This is a genomic window from Aeromonas sp. FL131 (assembly GCF_049860615.1).
GTDB lineage: Bacteria > Pseudomonadota > Gammaproteobacteria > Enterobacterales > Aeromonadaceae > Aeromonas > Aeromonas hydrophila.
Map to the genome: position 1 here is coordinate 5,174,357 of NZ_CP187595.1, position 23,950 is coordinate 5,198,306.

The 23,950-nt window shown below is 60.9% G+C and carries 19 protein-coding genes and 7 tRNA genes; 15 read left to right on the forward strand and 11 right to left on the reverse strand.

Annotation, left to right across the window (positions count from 1 at the left end):
• Positions 1-103 precede the first annotated feature (103 nt).
• The 12 genes from pncC (at position 104) to ACPW75_RS24195 (ending at position 7,786) form a co-directional block, all read left to right on the forward strand.
• Entirely contained in the window at positions 104-595 is a 492-nt protein-coding gene (pncC, locus tag ACPW75_RS24140; RefSeq protein WP_077095157.1) for a nicotinamide-nucleotide amidase, read from the forward strand.
• Positions 596-674: 79 nt separating this feature from the next.
• On the forward strand, positions 675-1,739 hold the full coding sequence (gene recA, locus ACPW75_RS24145) for a recombinase RecA (protein ID WP_011707431.1): 1,065 nt from the start codon (positions 675-677) through the stop codon (positions 1,737-1,739).
• Between the two features lie 41 nt (positions 1,740-1,780).
• The gene (locus tag ACPW75_RS24150; protein ID WP_077095156.1) at positions 1,781-2,281 is read left to right on the forward strand and encodes a regulatory protein RecX; all 501 of its coding nucleotides are present in this window, start codon (positions 1,781-1,783) and stop codon (positions 2,279-2,281) included.
• Between the two features lie 457 nt (positions 2,282-2,738).
• Positions 2,739-5,363 (forward strand): alanine--tRNA ligase, encoded by a 2,625-nt coding sequence (gene alaS / locus ACPW75_RS24155; RefSeq protein WP_016352047.1) that lies wholly within the window; start codon positions 2,739-2,741, stop codon positions 5,361-5,363.
• Positions 5,364-5,379: 16 nt separating this feature from the next.
• Positions 5,380-6,627: an aspartate kinase gene (locus ACPW75_RS24160; protein ID WP_011707428.1), complete on the forward strand. Its 1,248-nt coding sequence runs from the start codon at positions 5,380-5,382 to the stop codon at positions 6,625-6,627.
• Between the two features lie 93 nt (positions 6,628-6,720).
• Positions 6,721-6,909, forward strand: coding sequence for a carbon storage regulator CsrA (gene csrA, locus ACPW75_RS24165; RefSeq protein ID WP_005305164.1), 189 nt, complete (start codon positions 6,721-6,723; stop codon positions 6,907-6,909).
• 214 nt (positions 6,910-7,123) lie between these two features.
• Positions 7,124-7,216 (forward strand) — tRNA-Ser (locus tag ACPW75_RS24170).
• A 3-nt stretch (positions 7,217-7,219) separates the two neighbouring features.
• Positions 7,220-7,296 (forward strand) — tRNA-Arg (locus ACPW75_RS24175).
• 99 nt (positions 7,297-7,395) lie between these two features.
• Positions 7,396-7,472, forward strand: a tRNA-Arg gene (locus tag ACPW75_RS24180).
• Positions 7,473-7,498: 26 nt separating this feature from the next.
• A tRNA-Arg gene (locus ACPW75_RS24185) sits at positions 7,499-7,575 on the forward strand.
• Between the two features lie 29 nt (positions 7,576-7,604).
• Positions 7,605-7,681: transfer RNA gene (locus ACPW75_RS24190), tRNA-Arg, on the forward strand.
• A 28-nt stretch (positions 7,682-7,709) separates the two neighbouring features.
• Positions 7,710-7,786 (forward strand) — tRNA-Arg (locus tag ACPW75_RS24195).
• Between the two features lie 364 nt (positions 7,787-8,150).
• On the opposite strand, the gene pbpG is transcribed toward ACPW75_RS24195, so the two are convergent.
• The 6 genes from pbpG to pepA form a co-directional block, all read right to left on the reverse strand.
• Positions 8,151-8,978 carry a D-alanyl-D-alanine endopeptidase gene (gene pbpG / locus ACPW75_RS24200; protein WP_011707427.1) on the reverse strand — a complete coding sequence of 276 codons (828 nt, stop codon included), beginning with the start codon at positions 8,976-8,978 and terminating at the stop codon, positions 8,151-8,153.
• 139 nt (positions 8,979-9,117) lie between these two features.
• Positions 9,118-9,783 carry a DedA family protein gene (locus ACPW75_RS24205; RefSeq protein WP_016352045.1) on the reverse strand — a complete coding sequence of 222 codons (666 nt, stop codon included), beginning with the start codon at positions 9,781-9,783 and terminating at the stop codon, positions 9,118-9,120.
• 18 nt (positions 9,784-9,801) lie between these two features.
• Positions 9,802-11,094, reverse strand: coding sequence for a hemolysin family protein (locus tag ACPW75_RS24210; protein ID WP_029302168.1), 1,293 nt, complete (start codon positions 11,092-11,094; stop codon positions 9,802-9,804).
• 186 nt (positions 11,095-11,280) lie between these two features.
• Complete coding sequence (locus ACPW75_RS24215) at positions 11,281-14,133, reverse strand: valine--tRNA ligase (protein WP_179101289.1); 2,853 nt, start codon at positions 14,131-14,133, stop codon at positions 11,281-11,283.
• Between the two features lie 65 nt (positions 14,134-14,198).
• A complete protein-coding gene (locus ACPW75_RS24220) occupies positions 14,199-14,654 on the reverse strand; it encodes a DNA polymerase III subunit chi (protein WP_042064706.1) in 456 nt (151 codons plus the stop codon).
• A gap of 162 nt (positions 14,655-14,816) precedes the next feature.
• On the reverse strand, positions 14,817-16,325 hold the full coding sequence (gene pepA / locus ACPW75_RS24225) for a leucyl aminopeptidase (RefSeq protein WP_011707422.1): 1,509 nt from the start codon (positions 16,323-16,325) through the stop codon (positions 14,817-14,819).
• A 172-nt stretch (positions 16,326-16,497) separates the two neighbouring features.
• Here pepA and lptF point away from each other — a divergent pair, with 172 nt between their 5' ends.
• On the forward strand, positions 16,498-17,610 hold the full coding sequence (gene lptF, locus ACPW75_RS24230) for an LPS export ABC transporter permease LptF (RefSeq protein WP_179101288.1): 1,113 nt from the start codon (positions 16,498-16,500) through the stop codon (positions 17,608-17,610).
• Positions 17,611-17,751: 141 nt separating this feature from the next.
• A complete protein-coding gene (gene lptG / locus ACPW75_RS24235; protein ID WP_011707420.1) occupies positions 17,752-18,822 on the forward strand; it encodes an LPS export ABC transporter permease LptG in 1,071 nt (356 codons plus the stop codon).
• Between the two features lie 161 nt (positions 18,823-18,983).
• Here the strand turns inward: lptG and ACPW75_RS24240 are convergent, their stop codons facing one another.
• Entirely contained in the window at positions 18,984-19,505 is a 522-nt protein-coding gene (locus tag ACPW75_RS24240; RefSeq protein ID WP_179101287.1) for an RDD family protein, read from the reverse strand.
• 143 nt (positions 19,506-19,648) lie between these two features.
• Here ACPW75_RS24240 and ACPW75_RS24245 point away from each other — a divergent pair.
• A tRNA-Leu gene (locus ACPW75_RS24245) sits at positions 19,649-19,734 on the forward strand.
• A gap of 754 nt (positions 19,735-20,488) precedes the next feature.
• On the opposite strand, the gene ACPW75_RS24250 is transcribed toward ACPW75_RS24245, so the two are convergent.
• The 4 genes from ACPW75_RS24250 to ACPW75_RS24265 are packed head-to-tail and all read right to left on the reverse strand — an operon-like array spanning position 20,489 to position 23,947.
• Entirely contained in the window at positions 20,489-22,102 is a 1,614-nt protein-coding gene (locus ACPW75_RS24250) for a hypothetical protein (protein WP_425904377.1), read from the reverse strand.
• Positions 22,099-22,647, reverse strand: a complete 549-nt coding sequence (locus ACPW75_RS24255) for a hypothetical protein (RefSeq protein WP_187590604.1) — start codon at positions 22,645-22,647, stop codon at positions 22,099-22,101. Before ACPW75_RS24255 ends, ACPW75_RS24250 begins: the two co-directional genes overlap by 4 nt.
• Positions 22,644-23,525, reverse strand: coding sequence for a hypothetical protein (locus ACPW75_RS24260; RefSeq protein WP_425904378.1), 882 nt, complete (start codon positions 23,523-23,525; stop codon positions 22,644-22,646). The genes ACPW75_RS24255 and ACPW75_RS24260 overlap by 4 nt, the downstream gene beginning before the upstream one ends.
• Positions 23,522-23,947 (reverse strand): tail fiber assembly protein, encoded by a 426-nt coding sequence (locus ACPW75_RS24265; RefSeq protein ID WP_273763356.1) that lies wholly within the window; start codon positions 23,945-23,947, stop codon positions 23,522-23,524. The genes ACPW75_RS24260 and ACPW75_RS24265 overlap by 4 nt, the downstream gene beginning before the upstream one ends.
• Positions 23,948-23,950 lie beyond the last annotated feature (3 nt).

The window sequence follows — 23,950 nt, forward strand, 5'->3', positions numbered from 1 at the left end:
CTTGGTGCTGCACATCGATGTCGGTGGGGGGCTGCCCGGCGGTTGCGGGCGACAGTGACGGGATCGCATAATGTGCCTCTTCAACGAATCAGCAGGAGCCGTGATGAAACTGGATGCAGAGATAGAGCACCTTGCCATCGAGCTGGGTAAGGCCCTCGGTCAGCGCGGTTGGCTGGCGGCGACCGCCGAATCCTGTACCGGTGGCGGGGTGGCGACGGCCATCACCGACATCGCGGGCAGCTCAGGCTGGTTCGATCGCGGTTTTGTCACCTACACCAACGAAGCCAAGCAGCAGATGCTGGGGGTGAGCGGCGAGAGCCTTGAGCAGCACGGCGCGGTGAGCGAAACCGTGGTGCTGGAGATGGCCCGCGGTGCGCTGGCGCACTCCTCTGCCGCCATCAGTGTTGCCATCAGCGGCATCGCCGGCCCCGGCGGTGCGACACCGGGCAAACCGGTCGGCACCGTCTGGTTTGCCTGGGCGGACCGCTCCGGCCGTCATCACTCCCTGTTGGCCCGTTTCGACGGGGATCGCCGGCAGGTGCGCCAGCAGGCGGTGAGACAGGCCTTGTCGGGTCTGTTGGCCCTGCTCAGATAAATTGGGCTTGATACTGTATGAATAGACAGTATACTTAGCTCAACTTCATTTTTACTCACGATTTCCAGCGGAGATTGGCATGGATCAGAACAAACAGAAGGCACTGGCGGCTGCGCTGGGTCAGATCGAAAAGCAGTTTGGCAAAGGCTCCATCATGCGTCTGGGCGACAGCAAGACCATGGATATCGAAGCCATCTCTACCGGTTCTCTCTCGCTGGATGTGGCGCTGGGCATCGGTGGTTTGCCGTGCGGTCGTATCGTCGAGATCTATGGCCCGGAATCTTCCGGTAAAACCACGCTGACCCTGCAGGTGATCGCCGAAGCACAGAAGAAGGGCAAGACCTGTGCCTTCGTCGATGCGGAGCACGCGCTGGATCCCATCTATGCCGCCAAGCTGGGCGTCAACGTCGACGACCTGCTGATCTCCCAGCCGGATACCGGTGAACAGGCGCTGGAAATCTGCGACATGCTGGTGCGCTCCAACGCCGTTGACGTCATCATCGTCGACTCTGTGGCGGCCCTGACCCCGAAAGCGGAAATCGAAGGCGAAATGGGGGATTCCCACGTCGGCCTGCAGGCCCGTCTGATGTCCCAGGCGCTGCGTAAACTGACCGCCAACATCAAGAACGCCAACTGCCTGTGTATCTTCATCAACCAGATCCGGATGAAGATCGGCGTCATGTTCGGCAGCCCGGAGACCACCACGGGTGGTAACGCCCTCAAGTTCTACGCCTCCGTGCGTCTGGATATCCGTCGCATCGGTGCCATCAAGGAAGGTGACGAAGTGGTCGGTAACGAGACCCGCGTCAAAGTGGTCAAGAACAAGGTGGCCCCGCCCTTCAAGCAGGCCGAGTTCCAGATTTTCTATGGCGCTGGTATCTCCAAAGAGGGCGAGCTGGTGGATCTGGGCGTCAAGCACAAGCTGATCGACAAGGCCGGTGCCTGGTACAGCTACAACGGCGAGAAGATCGGTCAGGGCAAGGCCAACGTCATGAAGCTGTTCGCCGAGAACAAGGCGATGGCTGGTGAAGTGGAAGCCCGTCTGCGCGAGCTGCTGCTCTCCGGTGCCGTACCTGTCGATGACAAGGCTGCGCCGGTTGAGGCAGAAGAGTTCGATGCCGAAAGCGAACAAGAGTTCGAATAAGGAACAAAGGAAGGCCGGGTTGATACCCGGCCTTGTTATTTATGGTTGATGAATCTGCTGACAAACCGGTCGAACTCACTTTTGAAGAGCAACTGGCGGCGGCCCGCGCCTTTGCCATGCGCAGTCTTGCTCGCCGCGAAAGCGCCGAGTCCGAGCTGGCCAGACGGCTGCGCCAGCAGGGCTATCAGGAAGGGGTGATCGAGGCGGTTGTCGATTATTGCCGGGGTTATAACTGGGTCAACGACGAGCGCTATGGCGCCATGGCGGTAAGAGCCGGGGCGGCCAAGGGGCATGGTCCCATCAAGATCCGTTTCGAGCTGCGCCGCAAGGGACTGGATGACAACCAGATTGACGTCGCCTTCGAGCAACCGGAGCTGGACTGGTTTGAACTGGCCCTGGCGCTGTTGGAGCGGCGAGCCAACGTGGCCGACCTTGCCGATTTCAAGCTGCGGATGAAGTGGCTCAAATACCTGCTGGGGCGCGGCTTTACCCAGGAACAGGGACGCTATGCGTTGAGCGCCTTGCAGGAGCGCGAGCTGTAACCACACCGTTTCTGCTCTCCTGCAAGCCGTCGCAGCCTGTTGATGGCCAGCAGGGATGATGGTGGCGCGCTTGCCATCTAGCCCCAACACTCAGCAGCCAAGATTGTCATGGCGCAGTTCTGCATCTCGCATGATGCCTGTTGCTTGGGTTGTCTGTTTCGTCTTTCCCATCGCCGCCATGGACATGGTGGCATGCCCTTTGCCTCGGGTGTCTGTGGATTCAGCAACTTGCATCCTGGTGGCGGACGCGGTGGGAGGCTCCTCGGCAGCAGGCCGATTTTCCGCTGCCATCGGCCAGAACCATGGCTGAAAACGCCCCGGTTTGTCTCCCTTTTCTCCCAGCCCCCATTTATGCGCGCTTTTTCACCCGTGGCGGCCCTGTCCGTTTTACTTTACCCCGCAGAAAACTTACATTAATGCGGTTAAAAGTCCGTATTCGAATCAAGCAGGATTTTCCATGTATATGTCCACGTCAGAGATTCGCGCCGCGTTTCTCGAGTATTTCCGTTCCCAGGGGCACCAGGTTGTCTCCTCCAGCTCGCTGGTACCGCATAACGACCCGACCCTGTTGTTTACCAACGCGGGTATGAACCAGTTCAAGGACGTGTTCCTTGGCGCAGACAAGCGTGCCTACAATCGCGCGACGACTTCCCAGCGTTGCGTGCGTGCCGGTGGTAAGCACAACGATCTGGAAAACGTCGGCTATACCGCTCGTCACCACACCTTCTTCGAAATGCTGGGCAACTTCAGCTTTGGCGACTACTTCAAGCAGGATGCCATCAAGTTTGCATGGGGTTTCCTGACCGAGGTGCTGCAACTGCCGAAAGAGCGCCTGCTGGTGACCGTCTACGCGACTGACGATGAAGCTTTCGACATCTGGGAAAAAGAGGTCGGTGTGCCGGCTGATCGCATCGTGCGCATCGGTGACAACAAGGGCGCACCGTATGCCTCAGACAACTTCTGGGCGATGGGCGATACCGGTCCGTGCGGTCCCTGCACCGAGATCTTCTACGACCACGGCGATCACATCTGGGGTGGCCGTCCCGGCTCACCGGAAGAGGATGGCGACCGTTTCATCGAGATCTGGAACGTGGTGTTCATGCAGTTCAACCGTCAGGCTGACGGCACCATGGAGCCGCTGCCCCGTCCGTCCGTGGATACCGGCATGGGTCTGGAGCGTATCTCCGCCATCATGCAGGGTGTGCACTCCAACTACGAAATCGACATCTTCCAGGCGCTGATCAAGAAAGCGGCCGAGATTGTCGGCACCACCGACCTGAGCAACCAGTCCCTGCGCGTCATCGCCGACCACATCCGCTCCTGCGCCTTCCTGGTGGCAGATGGCGTGATGCCGTCCAACGAAGGTCGCGGCTACGTGCTGCGTCGCATCATCCGCCGCGCCGTGCGTCACGGTCGCAAGCTGGGTGCCACCGAGGTGTTCTTCTACAAACTGGCTGCCGAGCTGGCGGCACAGATGAAGGATGTCGCCGCCGAGCTGATCGCCCAGCTGCCGCTGGTCGAGCGCGTGCTGCGCATCGAAGAGGAGCAGTTCGTCCGCACTCTGGACAGAGGCCTGCTGCTGCTGGAAGACGTGCTGGCCAACCTGGGCGACGCCAAGGTCATTCCGGGCGAGGTGGTGTTCAAGCTGTATGACACTTACGGCTTCCCGGCCGACCTGACGGCCGACGTGGTGCGCGAGCGCGAGATCGGCATCGACGAAGAGGGCTTCAAGGCCGAGATGGAGAAGCAGCGTGCTCGCGCCAAAGAGGCCTCCAGCTTCGGCGTGAACTACAACGAGATGCTCAAGCTCGACTTCGAGACTCCCTTCACCGGTTACAAGACCCTGAGCGATCGCACTCGTGTGGTCGGCATCTATAAGGGTGTGGACGAGGTGAGCGGTCTCATCGCCGGTGACGAAGCGGTCATCGTGCTGGAGCAGACTCCCTTCTACGCCGAGTCCGGCGGCCAGATCGGTGACAGCGGTACCCTGAAAGTGGACGACGGCATCTTTGCCGTGACCGATACCGTCAAAGCGGGCAAGGCGATCATCCACAAGGGCTACATGGAGCTGGGCACCCTGGAGAAAGGGGCCGAGGTCGAAGCCGTGGTCGATGGCGAGCGTCGCCAGGCCATCGCCCTGAACCACTCAGTGACTCACCTGTTGCACGCTGCCCTGCGTCAGGCGCTGGGTGATCATGTGACCCAGAAAGGCTCTCTGGTGGGCGCCGAGCGCATGCGCTTTGACTTTTCCCACTTCGAGGGGATGACCATGGCGACCATTCGCCGGGTCGAGGAGCTGGTCAACAACCAGATCCGCGCCAACCACGAAATCACCACCCAGCTGATGGACCTGGAAGCCGCCAAGTCGGCCGGCGCCATGGCGCTGTTTGGTGAGAAATACGAAGACGACGTGCGCGTGGTGCGCATGGGTGACTACTCCACCGAGCTGTGCGGCGGTACTCACGCCAAGCGTACCGGTGACATCGGCTTCTTCAAGATCATCGCCGAGAGCGGCATCGCCGCCGGCGTGCGCCGTATCGAAGCGGTGACCGGCAAGGCCGCCATCGACTTCATGCATCAGGTCGGCGAGCAGATCGAAGAGGCTGCCGCCCTGGTGAAAGGCGACCAGTTCTGCATCGCCGACAAGATTCGCCAGGTGTTGGACAAGGCCAAGATGATGGAGCGCGAGCTGGAGCAGCTCAAGGCCAAGCTGGCCGCTCAGGCCGGTAACGATCTGCTGGGTCAGGTCATCGAGATCAAGGGTCAGAAGGTGCTGGTTGCAGCGCTGGAAGGAGCCGATCCGAAATCCCTGCGCGGCATGCTGGATGAACTGAAGAACCAGATGAAGTCCGGTGTCGTGCTGCTGGCCACCAGTGGCGAGGGCAAGGTCAACCTGATCGCGGGCGTCACCAACGACCTGACCGGCAAGGTCAAGGCCGGTGAGCTGGTCAATCTGGTCGCCCAGCAGGTGGGTGGCAAGGGCGGCGGTCGTCCCGACATGGCCCAGGCGGGTGGTACCCAGCCCGAGGCGGTGCCGGCAGCCCTGCAATCCGTACACTCCTGGCTGGAAGAGCGCCTGTAATAGGGCGAGGTGATCTGTGGCACTCTATGTACAGAAGTACGGCGGCACCTCGGTCGGCACGCTGGAGCGGATCGAGGCGGTAGCTGAGCGGGTCGAGCAGACCCGCGCCCAGGGACATGACGTGGTGGTGGTGGTCTCCGCCATGTCGGGCGAAACCAACCGGTTGCTGGGCATGGCCCAGCAGCTGGATCCTGATGCCAACCGGCGCGAGATGGATGTGCTGGTCTCCACCGGTGAACAGGTCACCATAGCGCTGCTGGCGATCGCGTTGAACAAACGCGGTTGTCCTGCGGTCTCAATGACCGGCGATCAGGTTCGCATTCATACCGATTCCGCCTATGGCAAGGCGCGCATCACCCACATCGACACCGAGCAGGTTCAGGCTGAACTGGGTGCGGGCAAGGTGGTGGTGATCGCCGGCTTCCAGGGCCGTGACGAGCACAATGCCATCACGACGCTGGGCCGCGGTGGTTCTGACACCACGGCGGTTGCCGTGGCGGCGGCCATCAAGGCCGATGAATGCCAGATCTTTACCGATGTGGATGGGGTCTATACCACGGATCCGCGCATCGAGCCCAAGGCGCGCCGTCTCGATACCATCACCTTCGAGGAGATGTTGGAGATGGCCAGTCTCGGCGCCAAGGTGCTGCAGATCCGTTCGGTGGAATTCGCGGGCAAGTACCGCGTACCGCTGCGGGTGCTGTCGAGCTTTGTCGATGGAGAGGGAACCTTAATCACATATGGAGGTGAGAGGATGGAAGCTCCCCTGGTATCCGGGATAGCGTTCAATCGCAACGAGGCGAGCCTGACCATTCTGGGTGTGCCGGACAGGCCCACCGTGGCTGCGCAGATCCTGAATCCGATCAGCGACGCCAACATTGATGTCGACATGATAGTGCAGAACACGCTGGGCGATGGGACCGCCGACTTCACCTTCACGGTGAATCGCGATGACTATCGCCGGGCGCGCGCCCTGCTGGAGGAGACCGCCAGCGAGCTGGGGGCCGCCTGCGTGCAGGGCAACGGTGAGATCGCCAAGGTTTCCATCGTCGGAGTCGGGATGTGGAACCATCCTGGCGTCGCCCGCACCATGTTCAAGGTATTGGGCGAGGAGGGGATCAACATGCAGTTGATTTCCACCTCTGAAATCAAGATATCCGTGGTGATTGACGAGAAGTACCTGGAGCTGGCAGTGCGTGCCTTGCACTCCGCTTTTGGGCTGGATCAGGAGCCTCATGAGCAGCCCTTGGGAAACAATCCCTGATTGATTTAGTTTCAACCATTTACCATATCGGTATCTTTGTAAGATAATGTCGCATATCGATATAAATACAAAACAGGATACAGGAGCAAGCGAATGCTTATTTTGACTCGTCGTGTAGGGGAAACCCTGATGATTGGTGACGAAGTGACTGTCACCGTACTGGGCGTAAAAGGCAATCAGGTTCGTATCGGTGTGAACGCACCGAAAGAGGTCTCCGTACACCGCGAAGAGATCTACCAGCGCATCCAGGCCGAGAAAGTTCCGGGCCAATCCGGCTTCTAAGCGGCGTTAATGGCTGTGACAAGGCGACACCTCATGTGTCGCCTTTTGTTTTTCCGGGGGGCTGAAAATCGTGCTGCAGGGAGCAAAAGAGCGGGATAAGTGTCGATATTGCTTGAATATTCCACGCTTTGACCAAATGCTGAGCGAACGCGCTTTTTTCTCCAAAAAAGTGTTTGACTAAAAATCCCTGTGAAGTATTATCAGCCCCGCAAACGGAGAGGTGGCCGAGAGGCTGAAGGCGCTCCCCTGCTAAGGGAGTATGCGGCTTATACCCGCATCGGGGGTTCGAATCCCCCCTTCTCCGCCATTTGCGCCCGTAGCTCAGCTGGATAGAGTACCTGGCTACGAACCAGGTGGTCAGAGGTTCGAATCCTCTCGGGCGCACCATATTAGACTCACGATGAGTCATGTACTGGCAATCAGCAAGCCGGTACACCTGAAAAAGGCTTACTGTTGAGTAAGCTTTTTTTATCGCTTTAAATCAGGGCGCCCGTAGCTCAGCTGGATAGAGTACCTGGCTACGAACCAGGTGGTCAGAGGTTCGAATCCTCTCGGGCGCACCATTTAAAGCAAAATCAAAAGTTTATGAGCGCCCGTAGCTCAGCTGGATAGAGTACCTGGCTACGAACCAGGTGGTCAGAGGTTCGAATCCTCTCGGGCGCACCATATTGAAAGCAGTACACAAAAGTTTGTGAGCGCCCGTAGCTCAGCTGGATAGAGTACCTGGCTACGAACCAGGTGGTCAGAGGTTCGAATCCTCTCGGGCGCACCATATTGAAAGCAGTACCAAAAGTTGATGAGCGCCCGTAGCTCAGCTGGATAGAGTACCTGGCTACGAACCAGGTGGTCAGAGGTTCGAATCCTCTCGGGCGCACCATATAGAAGACAGCCTCGACCTCGGTCGGGGCTGTTTTTTTATATGGCCATGCCGCCGAAAGGGCTGACACCGCTCAGCTCTTGGTCTCCTCCCGTTTGGCTCGACAGCCGTCATCCGTCTCGGCCTCAGGCCAACAACCGCGTGACGAAGGCTCCTATGCCTGCATGACGCGCTACCCTGTCGCGAACCATTGCCCATCTCCTTATCCCCTTCATGCTCGCCCTGTTGCTGCGTATGGCTGCTTTACCTGAGGCAATACCTTTATTCCTCCTTTGTGATTGCAGGGCCCAGATGGGCGCAGAGGCGATTTGCGGGCAATAAAAAAGGATGCCGCAGCATCCTTCTTCATCCCCGTGGTGCGGGATCAGCTTTTCAGCCACTTGCGAATGCGGTTGGCATCGCCGACCGGGGTGCGTTTGCCCACCGAGTTGAGCAGCACTATGGCCAGCTCGCGGTTGTCCGGCTTGGCGCGCATCAGCAGGCAACGGCCCGCCTCGTCGGTAAAGCCGGTCTTGGAGAGGCGCACGTCCCAGTCCGGGTTCTTCACCAGCGGGTTGGTGTTGTTGAACATCAGGCTGTAGGCAGGGGTGCGAAAGCGCATGTCCTTGCTGGTGTCCTGGGTAAACTCGCGGATCAACGGCTGGCGATAGGCGGCGGCGATGAGCTTGGCCAGATCCTGGGCGGTGGAGACGTTGCGAGTCGACAGGCCGGTGGAGTCATAGAAGCGGCTGTTGCGCATGCCCAGCTGCTTGGCCTTGTTGTTCATGGCCCGCACGAAGGCGGGGCGTCCACCGGGATAGTGACGGGCCAGGGCCGAGGCCATGCGGTTCTCCGACGACATCAGTGCCAGGTGAAGGGCATCGCGGCGCGATACCTGGGTGCCCATGCGTACCCGCGAATAGGTGTGCTTGATGGCGTCTCTGTCGTTCTGATCGATGGTCAGGGTCTGGCCGAGATCCTGACGGGCATCCAGCACCACCAGTGCCGTCATCAGCTTGGTGATCGAGGCGATGGGGCGCACCCGGGTGGCATTCTTCTGGTACAGGGTCTTGCCCGTACCGACATCCATCACCAGCGCGCTGCTCGATTGCAGCTGCAGTTTGGCCGGGTTGGGGGCAGCCAATGCTGCTGGCAATCCCAGCAGTCCAACCAATGCATAAACCAGCGCCATAGCGCTAACCCGACACCGCATACTACCGACTCCATTCACGTCGAAAAAAAAGGCGCTAGATTCACTCATTTTTACCCTCGCTTGACAAGAGTGCCAGCGGGTAAATCGCCATTATTTAGCTAAAAAAAGGGCCATCTTGCGATGGCCCTGTGTATTTGTCTCAATCCCGTGGCGCACTGGCTTTGCGTTTGCTCAGCCAGCGCCAGATCAGCGCGATGAGACCGCCGACCAGCAGCACGATCGGCAGGCAGAGAATGATGCTGAGGAACTGGGACTGATACTCGGACGCCAGCTTGGTGTGGCTCAGGAAGTAGCCAAAGCCGACCAGCGGGCAGATCCACATGATGGAGCTGACCAGATTGACGATGAGAAAGCGCCCCTGAGGCAACTCGGTCGCGCCGACGATATAGGGGTAGGCGGTGCGCACGAAAGCGATGTAGCGGGCAGTGATCAGGGTCACGATGCCGTATTTGTCGAGCAGGTAGTACACCTTCTGCTGGTGCTTCTCTTCCACATGGGATAGCAGCCGGTGGTAGAGCTGGGTGTGGCCCAGGAAACGCCCCTGCATGTAGCCGAGCCAGGTGCCGACGAAGGTGGCCAGGATCAGCAGCGGGATCACCCCAAGGGAGAGCACGTCCTGATAGATAAGCACGCCGGTCAGGATCAACAGGCTGTCGCCAGGCAGAAAGGCGGTGGGGATGAAGCCATTCTCCAGCACCAGAAACGTCAATAACACGCCGCAGACCATGAAGGCCATCTTGGGATCGGATAGCGTCACCAGATCCTGATGCATAAAGGCGTGAGCCAGTTGGTAAAACTGCTCCATAGTTGCAAACTCCGCAGGTTAGCTGGGTTGATCAAGCAAGGGCATGGCCAGCACCTTGTCGATGCGCAGACCATCCATGTCAACAATTTCCAGTTGCCACTGTTCCAGCGTGACCAGATCTCCGGTCTGGGGAACGCGGCCAAGGAGCAGCATGATAAGCCCTCCGAGGGTGTGATAGTGATGTTTTTCTTCTTCCGGTAGCCGAACCAGTCCCAGACAGTCCTTCAGCTCAGGCAGCGGAATGAGGCCGTCGAGCAGCCAGCTGCCGTCGGTGCGCTGGAATGCCCAGTTGTCGTCGCCGTCCTCCTGCTGGAAGTCGCCGGCCAGGGTCTCCAGCAGATCCTGCTGGGTAACCAACCCCTGCAGCTCGCCATATTCGTCCACCACCAGCACCATGTGCTCGGAGTGGGTACGGAAGTGGTTGAGCAGCTCGAGGCCGTTGAGGGTCTCCGGCAGCAGGCTGCCATCCTGGGTTAGCGCCGCCAGATCGATGGGCTCTCCCTTGATGTAGGCGTGCAGCACCTTGCTGACGTTGATGATGCCCACCAGTTCCGACAGGCTGCCGTCACAGACCGGGAAGAAGCTGTGGCGATACTCCACCAGTCGCTGCAGATTCACCTCCAGCGGCAGGGCGAGGTCGAGATAACGGATGTCGCTGCGCGGCACCATCAGTGACGAGAGGCTGCGCTCGTCGAGGCGGAACACATTCCGTAACATGGTGTGCTCGTGATCCTCGATGATCCCGGCCTCGGAGCCTTCCACCAGCATGGCGTGGATCTCCTCCTGGGTCACGTTGGCGCCACCGTCCTGGCTGACACGCAGGATGCGCAGGCTGGCCTTGGTGGAGGCCGACAGCAGCCAGACGAAGGGGCGGGTGAGGGCCGCTAGCCACATCATGGGGCGGGCCACCAGGCAGGCGATGCGTTCAGCGCTGAGCTGGCCGAGCCGCTTGGGCACCAGCTCGCCGATGACGATGGAGAGATAGGTGACCACCACGATGACCAATACGGTGGCGAGCAGGCTGCTGCTCTTGGGGGCCATGCCCCACTCCTGCAGCCAGAGCGCCAGTGGCTGGGCCAGCAGGGACTCGCCGTAGATACCGTTGAGCAGACCGATACTGGTGATGCCGATCTGCACCGCGGAGAGAAAATGGGTCGGATCTTCACTCAGTTTGAGGGCGATGGCGGCGGAGCGGCTCCCTTCGCTGACCATCTTGCTGAGGCGGGCCTTGCGCGCGGTGACGATGGCGATTTCCGACATGGCGAAGACGCCATTAAGCAAAATCAATCCAAACAGGATCAATATTTCCATACAGCAACAGCACTCCGAGTAGAAAAGATCGCTGGCAGTGTAATGAATTTGGGGGCGATGCGCTTGTGAAAGCGGGTGATTTGGCTCGCTAATTTTGCATGAAGAAGCGCAAAAAGCGTGGGGTGGCGGCGGGTGGGCAATAAAAAGCCCCCTGCAGGAGGGGGCTTCTACCAAGTCAAATCCGGCTTACAGCGCGGCGATCTCGGCCTGCTGGGCTTCCAGCTTGGTCAGCTGGAGACGGTAATCTTCCAGCTTCTCGCGCTCCTTGATGATGACCGCTTCCGGCGCCTTGGCGACGAAGGCTTCGTTGCCAAGCTTGCCTTCGATGCGGCCGCACTCGCCCACCAGACGGGCAACCTCTTTGGCCAGACGGGCCAGCTCGGCATCCTTGTCGATGAGACCGGCCATCGGGATCATCAGCTCGGTGGCACTGATCAATTTTTTGACCGACAGCGGGGCGGTTTCACCGGCCGCCAGTACGCGGATGGACTCCAGGCGGGCCAGCGACTTGAGGAAGGCCTCGTTGTCGGCTGCGCGCTGGGCATCCTTGGCATCGCACTGGAGCAGCACGTTGAGGGGCACGCTCGGCGCCACGTTCATCTCGGCGCGGATGTTGCGGATGCTGACGATGAACTCCTTCACCCACTCCTGATCCGCCATCGCGGCTTCGTCCACCTTGGCGGCGTCGAACTCCGGGAAGGCCTGAATCATGATGGTGTCGGCGTGCACGCCGGCCAGCGGGGCGACCGATTTCCAGATGGTCTCGGTGATGAACGGGATGATCGGGTGGGCCAGGCGCAGCAGGGTCTCGAGGACGCTGACGAGGGTGTGGCGGGCAGCGCGCTGCTCGGCCTCGGAGCCCTTGGTCAGTACCGGCTTGGTCAGCTCCAGATACCAGTCACAGAACTGGTTCCAGATAAATTCGTACAGCACGCCAGCCGCGATGTCGAAGCGGTAGGTATCGAGGGCGGTACGGAAGTCACGGATGGCCACTTGCAGCTGGGACTGGATCCAGCGATCCGCCAGGCTGAACTGCATCTCGCCACCGGCAAAGCCGCAATCCTGATCTTCGGTGTTCATCAGCACATAGCGGGAGGCGTTCCACAGCTTGTTGCAGAAGTTGTTGTAGCCATCCAGGCGCTTCATGTCCCAGTTGATGTCACGCCCGGTAGAGGCCAGCGCCGCCAGAGTGAAGCGCAGGGCGTCGGTACCGTGGGCCTCGATCCCTTCCGGGAACTGCTTGGCGGTACGCTTGCCGATCTTCTCGGCCATCTGCGGCTGCATCATGTTGCCGGTGCGCTTCTCCAGCAGGTCTTCCAGCGAGATGCCATCGATCATGTCGAGCGGATCCAGCACGTTGCCCTTGGACTTGGACATCTTCTGGCCTTCTTCGTCACGGATCAGGCCAGTGATGTAGACGGTCTTGAACGGGACTTGCGGCTGGCCGTTTTCGTCCTTGATGAAGTGCATGGTCATCATGATCATCCGGGCAATCCAGAAGAAGATGATGTCGAAGCCGCTCATCAGCACGTCGGTCGGGTGGAAGGTCTTGAGCGCCTCGGTGTTGTTCGGCCAGCCCAGGGTGGAGAAGGTCCACAGGGCGGAGCTGAACCAGGTGTCGAGCACGTCTTCGTCCTGACGCAGCACGGTCACGGACGGGATGCTGTGCTTGGCGCGCACTTCATCTTCGTTGCGGCCCACGTAGACGTTGCCGGCATCGTCATACCAGGCCGGGATGCGGTGACCCCACCACAGCTGACGGGAGACGCACCAGTCCTGAATGTCCCGCATCCAGGAGAAATACATGTTTTCGTACTGTTTCGGCACGAACTGGATGCGGCCATCTTCCACCGCCTCGATGGCGGTCTTGGCCATCGGCGCCACGCGCACGTACCATTGGTCGGTCAGCATCGGCTCGATGGGCACGCCACCGCGATCGCCGTAAGGCTGCTGCAGCACGTGATCCTTGATCTCGGCCAAGAGGCCCAGCTCGTCCAGCTTGGTGACGATGGCCTTGCGGGCGGCGAAACGCTCCATCCCGGCGAACTCGGTCGGCAGGGCGGCGTCATAGGCGGTGCTGGGGTTGCCGTTGCTGTCGACCACTTCGGCCTCGGCACGCACGTGGGCATCCAGGGTGAAGATGTTGATCATCGGCAGGTTGTGGCGTTTGCCCACTTCGTTGTCGTTGAAGTCGTGGGCCGGGGTGATCTTCACGCAACCGGTGCCCTTCTCCATGTCGGCGTGCTCGTCGGCGACGATGGGGATCAGACGATTCACCAGCGGCAGCAGAATGTGCTGACCGATCAGCGCCTTGTAGCGCGGGTCTTCCGGGTTTACCGCGACGGCGGTATCACCCAGCATGGTTTCCGGACGGGTGGTGGCGACGATCAGGTGATCCTGGCCTTCGGCAGTCTTGGCGCCGTTGGCCAGCGGGTAGCGCAGGTGCCACATGTGGCCCTTGATCTCGCGGTTTTCCACTTCCAGATCGGAGATGGCGGTGTTGAGCTTGGGATCCCAGTTCACCAGACGCTTGCCACGGTACATCAGGCCATCTTCGTAGAGACGGACGAACACTTCCTGCACGGCGGCGGAGAGGCCTTCATCCATGGTGAAGCGCTCGCGCTCCCAATCCACGGAGTCACCCAGACGGCGCATCTGGCGGGTGATGGTACCGCCGGACTCTTCCTTCCACTGCCAGATCTTGTCGATGAAGGCTTCCCGGCCGTAATCGTGGCGGGTCTTGCCCTCTTCTGCGGCGATCTTGCGCTCAACCACCATCTGGGTGGCGATACCGGCGTGGTCGGTACCTGCCTGCCACAGGGTGTTCTTGCCCTGCATGCGGTTGTAGCGGATCAGGGTATCCATCAGGGTTTGCTGGAAGGCGTGACCCATGTGCAGGCTGCCGGTGACGTTCGGCGGCGGGATCATGATGCAGAAGGAGTCTTTGCTGGTGTCGCCGTGGGGCTTGAAGTAACCCTGGGCTTCCCAGTGCTGATAGAGCGCCTGTTCGATGGCGTTGTGATTAAAAGTCTTTTCCATGGTCTCGCCGTATTCTGGATGGATGGATTCTGGTGTTGATTCGTCGTGGATCGAGGGTGGCACAGTCAGGGCTGCGCCGGATCCGGTGCGGCAAGGACGGGCTGATCCCTCATCTCGAGGGTGTGGCCTGCCTGGCGATAGTGCTTGTAGCGCTCGCGGGCTTGCTGCTTTTGCGTTTCGTCAGTGGGGACAAAATCTACCACTTGAGCGAAGTGTCCTGCAAACAAAGGTGTCTGTTTGGCCAGATTGATGAGGCGGGCATAGCGCCGCCGTGGCGGCTGATGGCCGATCTCCACCGGTGCCTGACCGCTCTCGCCCTGCAGCTGGTGCGGCACGAAGCGCTCCGGCGGCAACTGCCACAGCAGCTCGTCGAGGCGCAGGGCCTGCGCTTCGTCGTCGCACAGCAGGTAGAGATGGCCCGCCCCCCAGCTATCGGCTACGAGCTGGCAGGCGAGGCGTTCGACGGCCGAAGCCTGCGCGTCATCCTGCTCGCTCATCAGGTAAAAGGTCACTTGGCTCATCAGGTTGATCCCGTTTGCGGTGACGGACTATTGACCGCCGGTAAGGACGGGCAGGGGATATTCCTGCCAACCCTCAATGAAACAAGGAAGAGGCGGGCCTCTTCCTTGTGATTCAGGGTAACGCCATCCCGCTTGATGCACGCATCGAACGGGATAAAAGGGTTACTCCTTCTCTTCGATGACCACCCCTGACCGGTTCAGCAGGAACTGGGTCAGCAGGGGCACCGGACGCCCGGTGGAGCCTTTCTCCTTGCCACTCTTCCAGGCGGTCCCGGCGATATCCAGGTGGGCCCAGTTGTACTTCTTGGTGAAGCGTGACAGGAAGGCGGCGGCGGTGATGGTACCGGCCGGGCGGCCACCTATGTTGGCCATGTCGGCAAACGGACTCTCCAGCTGTTCCTGATACTCGTCGAACAGTGGCAGACGCCAGGCGCGGTCACCCGCCTGCTCGGAGGCGTTGAGCAGCTCGTGGGCCAGCGGGTTGTGGTTGGCCAAGAGGCCCGTGGTGTGGTGACCCAGGGCGATAATGCAGGCACCGGTCAGGGTGGCCACGTCGATCACGGTTTCCGGATCAAAGCGATCCACGTAGGTCAGCGCATCGCACAGCACCAGGCGGCCTTCCGCATCGGTGTTCAGCACTTCGATGGTCTGACCGGACATGGAGGTGAGGATGTCGCCCGGGCGATAGGCGTTGCCGCCCGGCATGTTCTCACAACCCGCCAGTACGCCGATGACGTTGATGGGCAGTTGCAGCTGGGCCAGGGCGTGCATGGTACCGAGCACGGAGGCGGCGCCACCCATGTCGTACTTCATCTCGTCCATGCCCTCGGCCGGCTTGATGGAAATACCGCCGGAGTCGAAGGTCAGTCCCTTGCCGACCAGCACGATGGGCTTGGCATCCGGATGACCCTTGTACTCGATGATGGCCATCATGGCTTCGTTGTCGGAACCGCGAGCCACCGCCAGATAGGAGTTCATGCCGAGCTCGGCCATCTCCTGCTCGCCGATCACCTTGGTGGTGATGTTGTCGAAGGCATCGGCCAGACGACGGGCCTGGGAGGCGAGATAGGCCGGATTGCAGACATTGGGCGGCATGTTGGCCACGTCGCGACAGACGCGCACCCCTTTCGCCACGGCCAGGCCGTGGGCGATGGCTTTTTCACCAATGGTCAGTTCCCGACGCGTCGGCACGTTGAATACCAGCTTGCGCAGCGGACGGCGCGGCTCGGCCTTGTTGGTCTTGAACTGATCGAAGCTGTAGAGGCCCGCCTTGGTGGTTTCTACCGCCTGGCGCACCTTCCAATAGGTATCCCGTCCCTTGACGTGCAGCTCGGTCAGGAAGCAGACCGCTTCCATGGAGCCGGTTTCGTTGAGGGTGGTGATGGTCTTGTTGATGATCTGCTTGTACTGGCGTTCGTCGAGTTCCCGCTCCTTGCCGCAACCGACCAGCAGCACGCGCTCGCTGAGCACGCCCGGTACTTGATGCAGCAACAGCATCTGGCCTGGTTTCCCTTCCAGGTCGCCACGGCGCAGCAGCGAACTGATGTAGCCATCGCTGATCTTGTCCAGTTGTTCGGCAACCGGAGAGAGGCGACGCGGCTCGAACACGCCGACCACGACGCAGGCACTGCGTTGCTTCTCAGGACTGCCACTCTTTACACTGAACTCCATGGAATCTCCTACATCCTAAAGACAAAAGGCACCTTTTATTGAATAATGCGGTGCTTGTTGGGGTATCAGAGGCGGAGCGAACAGGCACTGGCTCCGCAGTTCAAACTGGTAAAAATCCAATATACGGCCCTATTTTTCAGGCATTCGACTAAAAACACAAGTTTACTTGGGAATGACTGTGATCGTTTTCCGATATTTGTTCAGGGAAACCCTGAAAACCCAGCTGGCGGTATTATTCGTGCTGCTGCTCATCTTCGTCAGCCAGCAATTCATCCAGATCATCGGCGACGCCGCCGATGGTGAGGTGCCGACGCGCCTGGTCTCCACCCTGCTGCTGCTCAACCTGCCCAACATGGCCCTGTTGATGCTGCCCATCAGCCTGTTTTTGGCCATCTTGTTCGCTCACGGGCGCCTCTACGCCGAAAGCGAGATGACGGTGATGCATGCGGTGGGCTTCAGCCACCGTTTCGTGATGTGCAGCGCCATGGTGCTGGCCTTGCTGACGGCGGCCGTCGCCGCCTTCAACACCGGCTGGGTGGCCCCGCAAGCCAAGGAGCGCGAGTACCAGGTGATCGACGAGTTCAAGGCCGATCCGGGGATCTCCTTCCTGCAGGCCGGCCGCTTCATGGAGCTCGACAAGGGCCGCCTGGTGGCTTACATCCAGGATCTCAACGACAAGGGCTCCAAACTGCAGAAAATCTTCGTGTTGCAGCGCTCCCAGGATGGCAAGCCGCCGTCGGTGGTGGTGGCGACCGAAGGGGTGGTCACGGTCGACAGCAACGGTCTGCAGTGGTTGACCCTGAAGGATGGCTCCCGTTACGAGGGGCACTTCAATACCCGCCAGTTCCAGATCTCCGAGTTCGACGAGTACAGCCTGGTGATCCGCCAGCAGGAGATGGAGCGCTCCAACCGCAAGGCGGCGGCCAAGCCGACCATGGAGCTGCTGGGTACGCAGGACAACCAGCTGATGGCCGAATTGCAGTGGCGCCTGTCGCTGCCGCTCTCCATTCTGGTGCTGACCTTCCTGGTGGTGCCGCTGGCGCGGGTCAACCCCCGTCAGGGCCGCTATGCCAAGCTGTTGCCGGCCATCCTGCTCTACCTCTCCTACTTCCTGCTGCTCAGTGCCGCCCGCTCTGCCATCGACAGCGGCCGGCTGCCGCACTGGCCCGGCATGTTCCTGGTGCCGCTGGTCTATCTGCTGCTGATCGGGTTGCCGCTCAACCTGCAGGGCACCAGCTGGTGGAACGGGGTCAAGACCCTCTATTTCAAGAGAAAATCGGCATGATGTTGCCATCTGGGAGTCTCTACTGATGTTTGGCATTCTCGATAGACATGGCGATCGGGTCATTTTGATGTCGCCCCCGTTCCATACGTCTGTATTTGAGGAAAAAATCAGCATGCTGCTGCAACAGGGGGGTCTCTGCTGATGTTTGGCATTCTCGATAGATATATCGGCCGGGTTATTTTCATGTCGGTCCTGCTGTGCGAACTGACCCTGGTCGGGCTGGCGGCGCTCATCAAGTACGTGGAGCAGCTGAAGTCGGTGGGGGAAGGCAACTACGACATGCTCAGCGCCCTCTACTATGTGCTGCTCTCCATGCCGAAAGAGGCGGTGCTCTTCTTCCCGCTGGCGGCCCTGCTGGGCGGCCTCATCGGTCTGGGCCAGCTGGCGACCAGCTCCGAGCTGGTGGTGATGCAGGCGGCGGGCCGCTCCAAGATCAGCATAGTGATGGCGGCGCTCAAGACTGCCATCCCGCTGATGATCCTGGTGGGGCTGATGGGAGAGTACGTGGCCCCCATCGCCAAGCGGATGGCGGACGACATCAAGGCGGGCGCCCTGTCTGAGGGGCGGCTGACCGTGTCGGCTTACGGGGTGTGGGCCCGCGATGGCAATAACTTCGTCAATATCAACGGGGTGCGCAACGATGGTGCGCTGACCGGCATCACCCTTTACCGTTTCACCCCGGAGCGCAAGCTGATCGATATCCTGCAGGCGCAGGAAGGGGTGTTCGAGCAGCATCACTGGCTGCTCAAGCAGGTACAGGTGACCCGCTTCGATGACCCCAGACAGATCATGAGCGAGACCCAGCCCCAGATGGAGTGGAGCTCAGAACTCACACCCAAGCAGCTGGGGGTGGTGAGCATTGATCCTGAAAACCTGCCGGTGGCGGGACTGCTGGATTACATCGGCTATCTGGATGCCAACAAGCAGGATGCCGGGCGCTACAAGCTGGAGATGTGGCGCAAGTTGCTGTCACCGCTCTCGGTGGTGGCCATGATCCTGCTGGCCTCCTCCTTCATCTTCGGCCCGCTGCGCTCGGTCAGCATGGGGGCGCGGATGCTGATGGGGATCATGACCGGCTTTGCCGTCTACGTCAGCGATCGGGTGTTTGGCCCCATCAGCCTGGTGTATGCGGTACCGCCGATCCTGGCAGCCATCGCACCGAGCCTGCTGTTTGGTGGTATCTCTTTCTATATCCTGAGCCGCAAGCAGTAGCGGCCTGAAGAGCGGTGGCGCTGCTGACAAAAGGCGGCCATCGCTCCTGCTGCACTGCTGTTCGGTGGTATCTCCTTCTATATCCTGAGTCGTAAGCAATAAGCGTATCGGTCAGCAAAAAGGGCACCCTCGGGGTGCCCTTTTTCGTTGCTGCCACAGGATCAGCGATTGAGCTGTTCCAGGTTCTCTTGCTTGCCGAGCACCACCACTTCACATTCGGACCAGATGTCCTGAAACGCGCGGGGTGACTTGTGGTTGAACAGGCAGAGCAGGTTGCCGAGGCCGAAGGCCGCCGTGGCCAGCCGGATCAGGGCCTGGGTGATGCGAATGTTGCTGCCGTCGGCATTCTGGATGCGCAGACGCCAGGCCCGCATGCCGATGGTCTGACCAGCGCGGGTCCAGAACCAGGTGTAGAAACCACAGATGATGAAGGCGAGCCAGGCGCTGTAGATGGGGCTGGTCAGCAGCCAGGCGGCGTCCTTGCCTTCGGGCACGGTCGCCATGCCGGTTGCCAGCAGCAAGTGTGCAACTCCCATCCCGATAAAGCCGGCGATGATCAGCAATGAGATGACCACCAGATAGTCATAGAGCAGGGCGCCGAGCCGGCGCAGCAGGCCGGCAGAAGGGGAGCGCGCAGTCGCGGGAGGGGTCGGTGTCGGTTGGACGGATTTACGCTTGGCCATCGTTTTTATTCCATTAATATGATGCGGGCATTCTATGTAACTGACCCAACATCGGCAAGGCGTTGAATAAATGAGCAAACAACTGTGAGAGCAAGAAAAACACCTTGCATGCCCAAGCGCCATTCGTATAATCCCTCGCAGTTGCCCGGGTGGCGAAATCGGTAGACGCAGCGGATTCAAAATCCGCCGGTGAATAACCGTGTCGGTTCGAGTCCGACCCCGGGCACCATTTAGAATTCAATGACTTAAGGCCACCCAAGCGGGTGGCCTTAAGTTTTTCTGGGCCATCAACATGGCGATGTGTCCACATCGTGTCCACCTAGGTTTAGGTGATCGGGTTGTTGTCGTGTCCACTTCCACTAGGTCAGGACCAAGCGTGACCGGACACACTTCACAGAAAACCTATTTTCCGTGGGGCAGTCCAGCCAGCGCACCCAGGCTGCTGCGCCCTTTCAAAATTTCAGTTATCAAACAGGCCCTCATTGGACCTAACCGGCTGAAACAAAACGCCTTCTAGCCGTTCCCTCGCGGCAAACCGGATCCTTCCCAATCATTCAAATTCTCACGGAAAGTACGACCATCCCAATACATTCAACGAGTTACGTTTTCACCTTCGCAATCCAAAGCCCCGTCGAACTGTAAAACCCTGCAATTTCTTTCGATCCTTTCAGATCCTCACCTCGTCCAAGATCCTTTATCTGGCGCGGTCTGGGCCTATGGTTTTGCGGTAATCCATTTTTGCAAAAAATTTTATTGATGAGGCGCGCAGGCGGGAGCGGATGAGCGCGGATTCCGTGACGCAGACGCGGCGGTGGGCGTCGCCGCCATGCGCTGGGAGGCTGTGAGCGTGCGCAGGCTTCACGTATGATGCAGCGCTGCCCGACGGCCGCCTCTTCATGCGGCGCCATTCCCTGGCCATGCTCAGGCGCTGTCAGGCAGATAGAAGAAGGCCCCACACTGTGGGGCCTTCTTCGCTTGATGGTTTACTCGATGATGGGGGATAGCTGGCCGGCCAACTGCTTGGCCTGTTGCCCATGTCCCGTGATGGTTCCGCTGTTACCTGGGGCTGGCCCACTGCCGTGGGTGTGGCTGGCAGTGGCTGCGGCCAGCTGTTCCACCACGTTCATCAGCTGTAGCAGCAGTTGGAAGATGTTCACGCCCTCTGTCCCCATCCACGAACGGGGCGCCTCCAGGTGTTGCAGCTCGCCGGCAACGGCCCGGCGGAGTTGTCCCACCACCTCGACCAGATCCCCCGCCGTGGTCTGGCTCATGTTGCCCAGACTTCCCAGGGTGAGATCATCCCCGGCCAGCAGCTCGACGGCGCCGAGCGCCTCGATGAGCTTGAACCCGCCGACCTCCTCGATGCTGTGCTGGGCCACTTGCAGCCGATGCTGGCCATGTTCTCCCAGGTAGTCGTCACTTTGGTGGTGCATCTGCAGGGCACGGTCATGCAGGCGCCGGTCGGTGTGGCTGGAGAGGTTGCCCACGGTGTCAGTGCGGCTGAACACCTCGGCCCGTTGCTGCTGCAGCTGCTCCCCCGGGGCGATGTCCGGCAGGGGCCAACCACTGCCGAGTACGGTGCGGATAAATGGCCGGTCGGCCCGCCCGAAGGCGAACCCCAGTTCAACCAGCGTCCCCTCGATGGGGAACTGCAGCAGACCCTGTTCCTGCCCACCGAACTGCACCGGCAGCGGTACCGCCCGATAAAGCGGGGCCGCCTTGTCCGGTTGGCCATCCTCGTTCAGCAGCTGTACGTCTACCGCATAGCGGGGGCGAAAAGGATCATTGAGCTGGCCGGCGCTGGCCTGATCGCTGATGGCCTCGACTCGTCCGAACTTGGGCAGGTGCATCTTGTCGGCCAGCTCCGGGAACTCCCCTTCTATCTTGCGTCGTTCCGGTGACTTGGTGACCTTGCCCGGGGTGGCCGTGGTCAGGGTCATCTCGTCCCCCTTGAGGCGGACCCGCATCACCCGCTTACCGTTGATGATGGCGCCGGGCCGGATGGATGGCACTGGCGACAGGGTCAGGGTGTCACCTGCCTGGCGACCTGACCAGGCGGGATCAAGCGTCACCCCCTTGTCATGCCAGCGGCTGTCGGCATGGCTGCCCACAAAGATGGCTCCATTGGGTTGCTGGTACCAGACAAAGTCGGGCACCTGAAAGGCACGGCCGGCGTTATCGAGCAACTGATACCCGGTACCGGCGCTGGTGAAGTTGGGGATCGGCCGGTCGGTATAGTCGGCCCCCTTGGGTAGCAGAAAGGTCAGCCCGGTCTGGTCCGTCAGCCAAGCCAGCAGACCGTGCAGGGTGGCATGCTGTTGGCTGATCGGTAGGCGAGTGCCCAAGGCGCCGGCCAGTTCCCGGCACAACAGCTTGCTAGTGCCATTGGCGGCGGGCTGTACGTCGTACACGTAGCCAGTGAACCAGCGGCGCAGATCGCCGCTGTAGCCGGTGTCCAGAGTAAAGGTCTGCCCCTTGTTGGCGCTGCCCTCGATGGTTAGCGCGGCGCGGCCGCCAGCATTGAGATCCAGCACCAGGTCGTGGTCGATGAGGTGCACCGGCTGGCCGGCGATGGTCAGTGAGGTGGAGAGTTTCATGCCAGCATGTCATCCATCGGTTTGAGCACGTAACGCTCGAAGCTGCTCAGGTCCTGTTCTTCTTCACCGCTCCCCTTGTCGCCTGGCTTGGCGGCGCTGGTGTTGGCGGTACTCTGCCCCACGGTGGGGGCGTTCTTCGGCAGGCGTTGTTCGCGCTTCTCCGGTACCGAGTTGAACTCTTTCAAGGTGAACTGCACCTGCCAGGCCAGCAGCCCCTCCTGTTCGCTGGCGGTGATGCGGCCGGCAAACTTGGCCTGGCGCACCTTCACCGACTTGGCCAAGAGCGACCCGACCCGGTAGACGTGGCGCTTGCCGCCGTTGCCCTTGGCATCGGCCAGTTCAAACAGCCGGCTCAGCATGCGCTCATCCTTGAACGGGATGAGGCCGGAGACATCGAGCTCCTTGGCTTTGGCGCCCTGTTCGGCGCTGCTGGTCGAGCTGGTCTGGCCGCTCTGGTCCTTGTCCTGAAACTGCATCGATGCGGAGACCCGCATCGACTTCATGATGATGGGCTCGCCATCGAGGGTCAGCATGGCTTGGCTCATGGGGTTAACTCCTGCCAGAAGATGAGCGGGGAAGGGGAGAGCAGCAGGGCCGCGACCGTCATGCTCTGGCTGTGGTCCGGTGGCGTGCTCTGCCCGAGCTGGGTGGCAAGGCTGGCGGCATCCCCCTGGCCTTGCCAGTGCCAGAGGGTGCCGGAGAGGGTACCAAGCTTGGCCAAGGCCTCGGCGAGTTGTGCCAGGCGAGCGGTGCGGCGTGTCGCCAGCCCCTGCAGCTTGGCGATCGGGGTCTGGCTGTCCCTGGACAGGCTCTCCAGCTGGGCCAGCTCTGCCCCCAGCGCCAAGCGAGCAGGGCGCAGCGGTGCCCAGCTCAGTGGCTCATCGGCGCGCCAGCGCGGCACCTTGGCCGCCGTGGGCTGGCTCATGTGGTCGTTATTGGCGGTGAGCCGGCGCAGGGTGGCGCACCACTCCGGCAACGGCAGCAGGGCGCAGAGGATAGCCAGCTGGCGGGCCAGCACGTCGGCGCTGTTGCCGGTGACCAGCCAGGCGAGGGCATGCAGTTGCCCGCTGGGCAGCAGAGGATCGGCCCCGTCCTGCAGCTTGGCGGCCAGGGTGGCCACCGCATTGGGGGCGGCCAGGCTGAACTGCTGCCCTTGCTGTTGACCTACCCCGTGTTGGTAGGGGGTGACGGTGAGGCTGCGGCCAGTGACCAGCAGGCGGTCGAGCTCGTTGCGCAGGCCTGCCAGCGCGGTGGCCGCTTCGCTGAGCGGATGGGGCCGGTACTGGGCCCGTCCAGCCAGGCCCTGCAGGCGCGCCATGGCGCTGTCCTGGGTGGCCGGGAGCTGACCCAGCACACCCTGGGCGCGGGAGTGCAGGCTGCTGGCACTGGCGGGCCAGCGCAGCGGCCCCTGCGTCCAGCTCATCGCGGCGCCTCCGGCCAGCTGACCTCGGTTGGCCAGCCATCACCTTGTGGCAGGCGGTAGAGGGCGACCCGGTAGCGCTGCCAGGCGGTAAGCTGTTCGCGCTCGGCCTCGCTGATGAGGCCAAGCGCCTCGGCATCTTCTAGCGGCGCCATGGCATTGGCGGCCTGCTTGAGCAGCGCAGTCAGGCGGGCTTGCAGCTCGGCCTCGGTCGGCTGAGGCAGTGGGATCACCTCGATATCGCCAAACTCGCCGAACACGGCCCGGCTGTAGAGCTCGCGGCCGTGCTCCATCGGGTCATCCTTGCGGGCAGTGAACTGGACCGGCTCAGGCAGGTGGGCAAAGCGCACGTCCAGGGTGATGCTGTCGGGATCCGCCGCATAATGGCGAGGGCGCCCGGCGCTAAGCACTTCAATACGTTCCATCAG

Bases quoted from the DNA above. Each gene is read 5' to 3' on its own strand.
- pncC (WP_077095157.1), top strand. From the start codon at position 104: ATGAAACTGGATGCAGAGATAGAGCACCTTGCCATCGAGCTGGGTAAG.
- recA (WP_011707431.1), top strand. From the start codon at position 675: ATGGATCAGAACAAACAGAAGGCACTGGCGGCTGCGCTGGGTCAGATC.
- ACPW75_RS24150 (WP_077095156.1), top strand. From the start codon at position 1,781: ATGGTTGATGAATCTGCTGACAAACCGGTCGAACTCACTTTTGAAGAG.
- alaS (WP_016352047.1), top strand. From the start codon at position 2,739: ATGTATATGTCCACGTCAGAGATTCGCGCCGCGTTTCTCGAGTATTTC.
- csrA (WP_005305164.1), top strand. From the start codon at position 6,721: ATGCTTATTTTGACTCGTCGTGTAGGGGAAACCCTGATGATTGGTGAC.
- pbpG (WP_011707427.1), bottom strand. From the start codon at position 8,978: ATGCGGTGTCGGGTTAGCGCTATGGCGCTGGTTTATGCATTGGTTGGA.
- ACPW75_RS24205 (WP_016352045.1), bottom strand. From the start codon at position 9,783: ATGGAGCAGTTTTACCAACTGGCTCACGCCTTTATGCATCAGGATCTG.
- ACPW75_RS24210 (WP_029302168.1), bottom strand. From the start codon at position 11,094: ATGGAAATATTGATCCTGTTTGGATTGATTTTGCTTAATGGCGTCTTC.
- ACPW75_RS24215 (WP_179101289.1), bottom strand. From the start codon at position 14,133: ATGGAAAAGACTTTTAATCACAACGCCATCGAACAGGCGCTCTATCAG.
- ACPW75_RS24220 (WP_042064706.1), bottom strand. From the start codon at position 14,654: ATGAGCCAAGTGACCTTTTACCTGATGAGCGAGCAGGATGACGCGCAG.
- pepA (WP_011707422.1), bottom strand. From the start codon at position 16,325: ATGGAGTTCAGTGTAAAGAGTGGCAGTCCTGAGAAGCAACGCAGTGCC.
- lptF (WP_179101288.1), top strand. From the start codon at position 16,498: ATGACTGTGATCGTTTTCCGATATTTGTTCAGGGAAACCCTGAAAACC.
- lptG (WP_011707420.1), top strand. From the start codon at position 17,752: ATGTTTGGCATTCTCGATAGATATATCGGCCGGGTTATTTTCATGTCG.
- ACPW75_RS24240 (WP_179101287.1), bottom strand. From the start codon at position 19,505: ATGGCCAAGCGTAAATCCGTCCAACCGACACCGACCCCTCCCGCGACT.
- ACPW75_RS24250 (WP_425904377.1), bottom strand. From the start codon at position 22,102: ATGAAACTCTCCACCTCACTGACCATCGCCGGCCAGCCGGTGCACCTC.
- ACPW75_RS24255 (WP_187590604.1), bottom strand. From the start codon at position 22,647: ATGAGCCAAGCCATGCTGACCCTCGATGGCGAGCCCATCATCATGAAG.
- ACPW75_RS24260 (WP_425904378.1), bottom strand. From the start codon at position 23,525: ATGAGCTGGACGCAGGGGCCGCTGCGCTGGCCCGCCAGTGCCAGCAGC.
- ACPW75_RS24265 (WP_273763356.1), bottom strand. From the start codon at position 23,947: ATGGAACGTATTGAAGTGCTTAGCGCCGGGCGCCCTCGCCATTATGCG.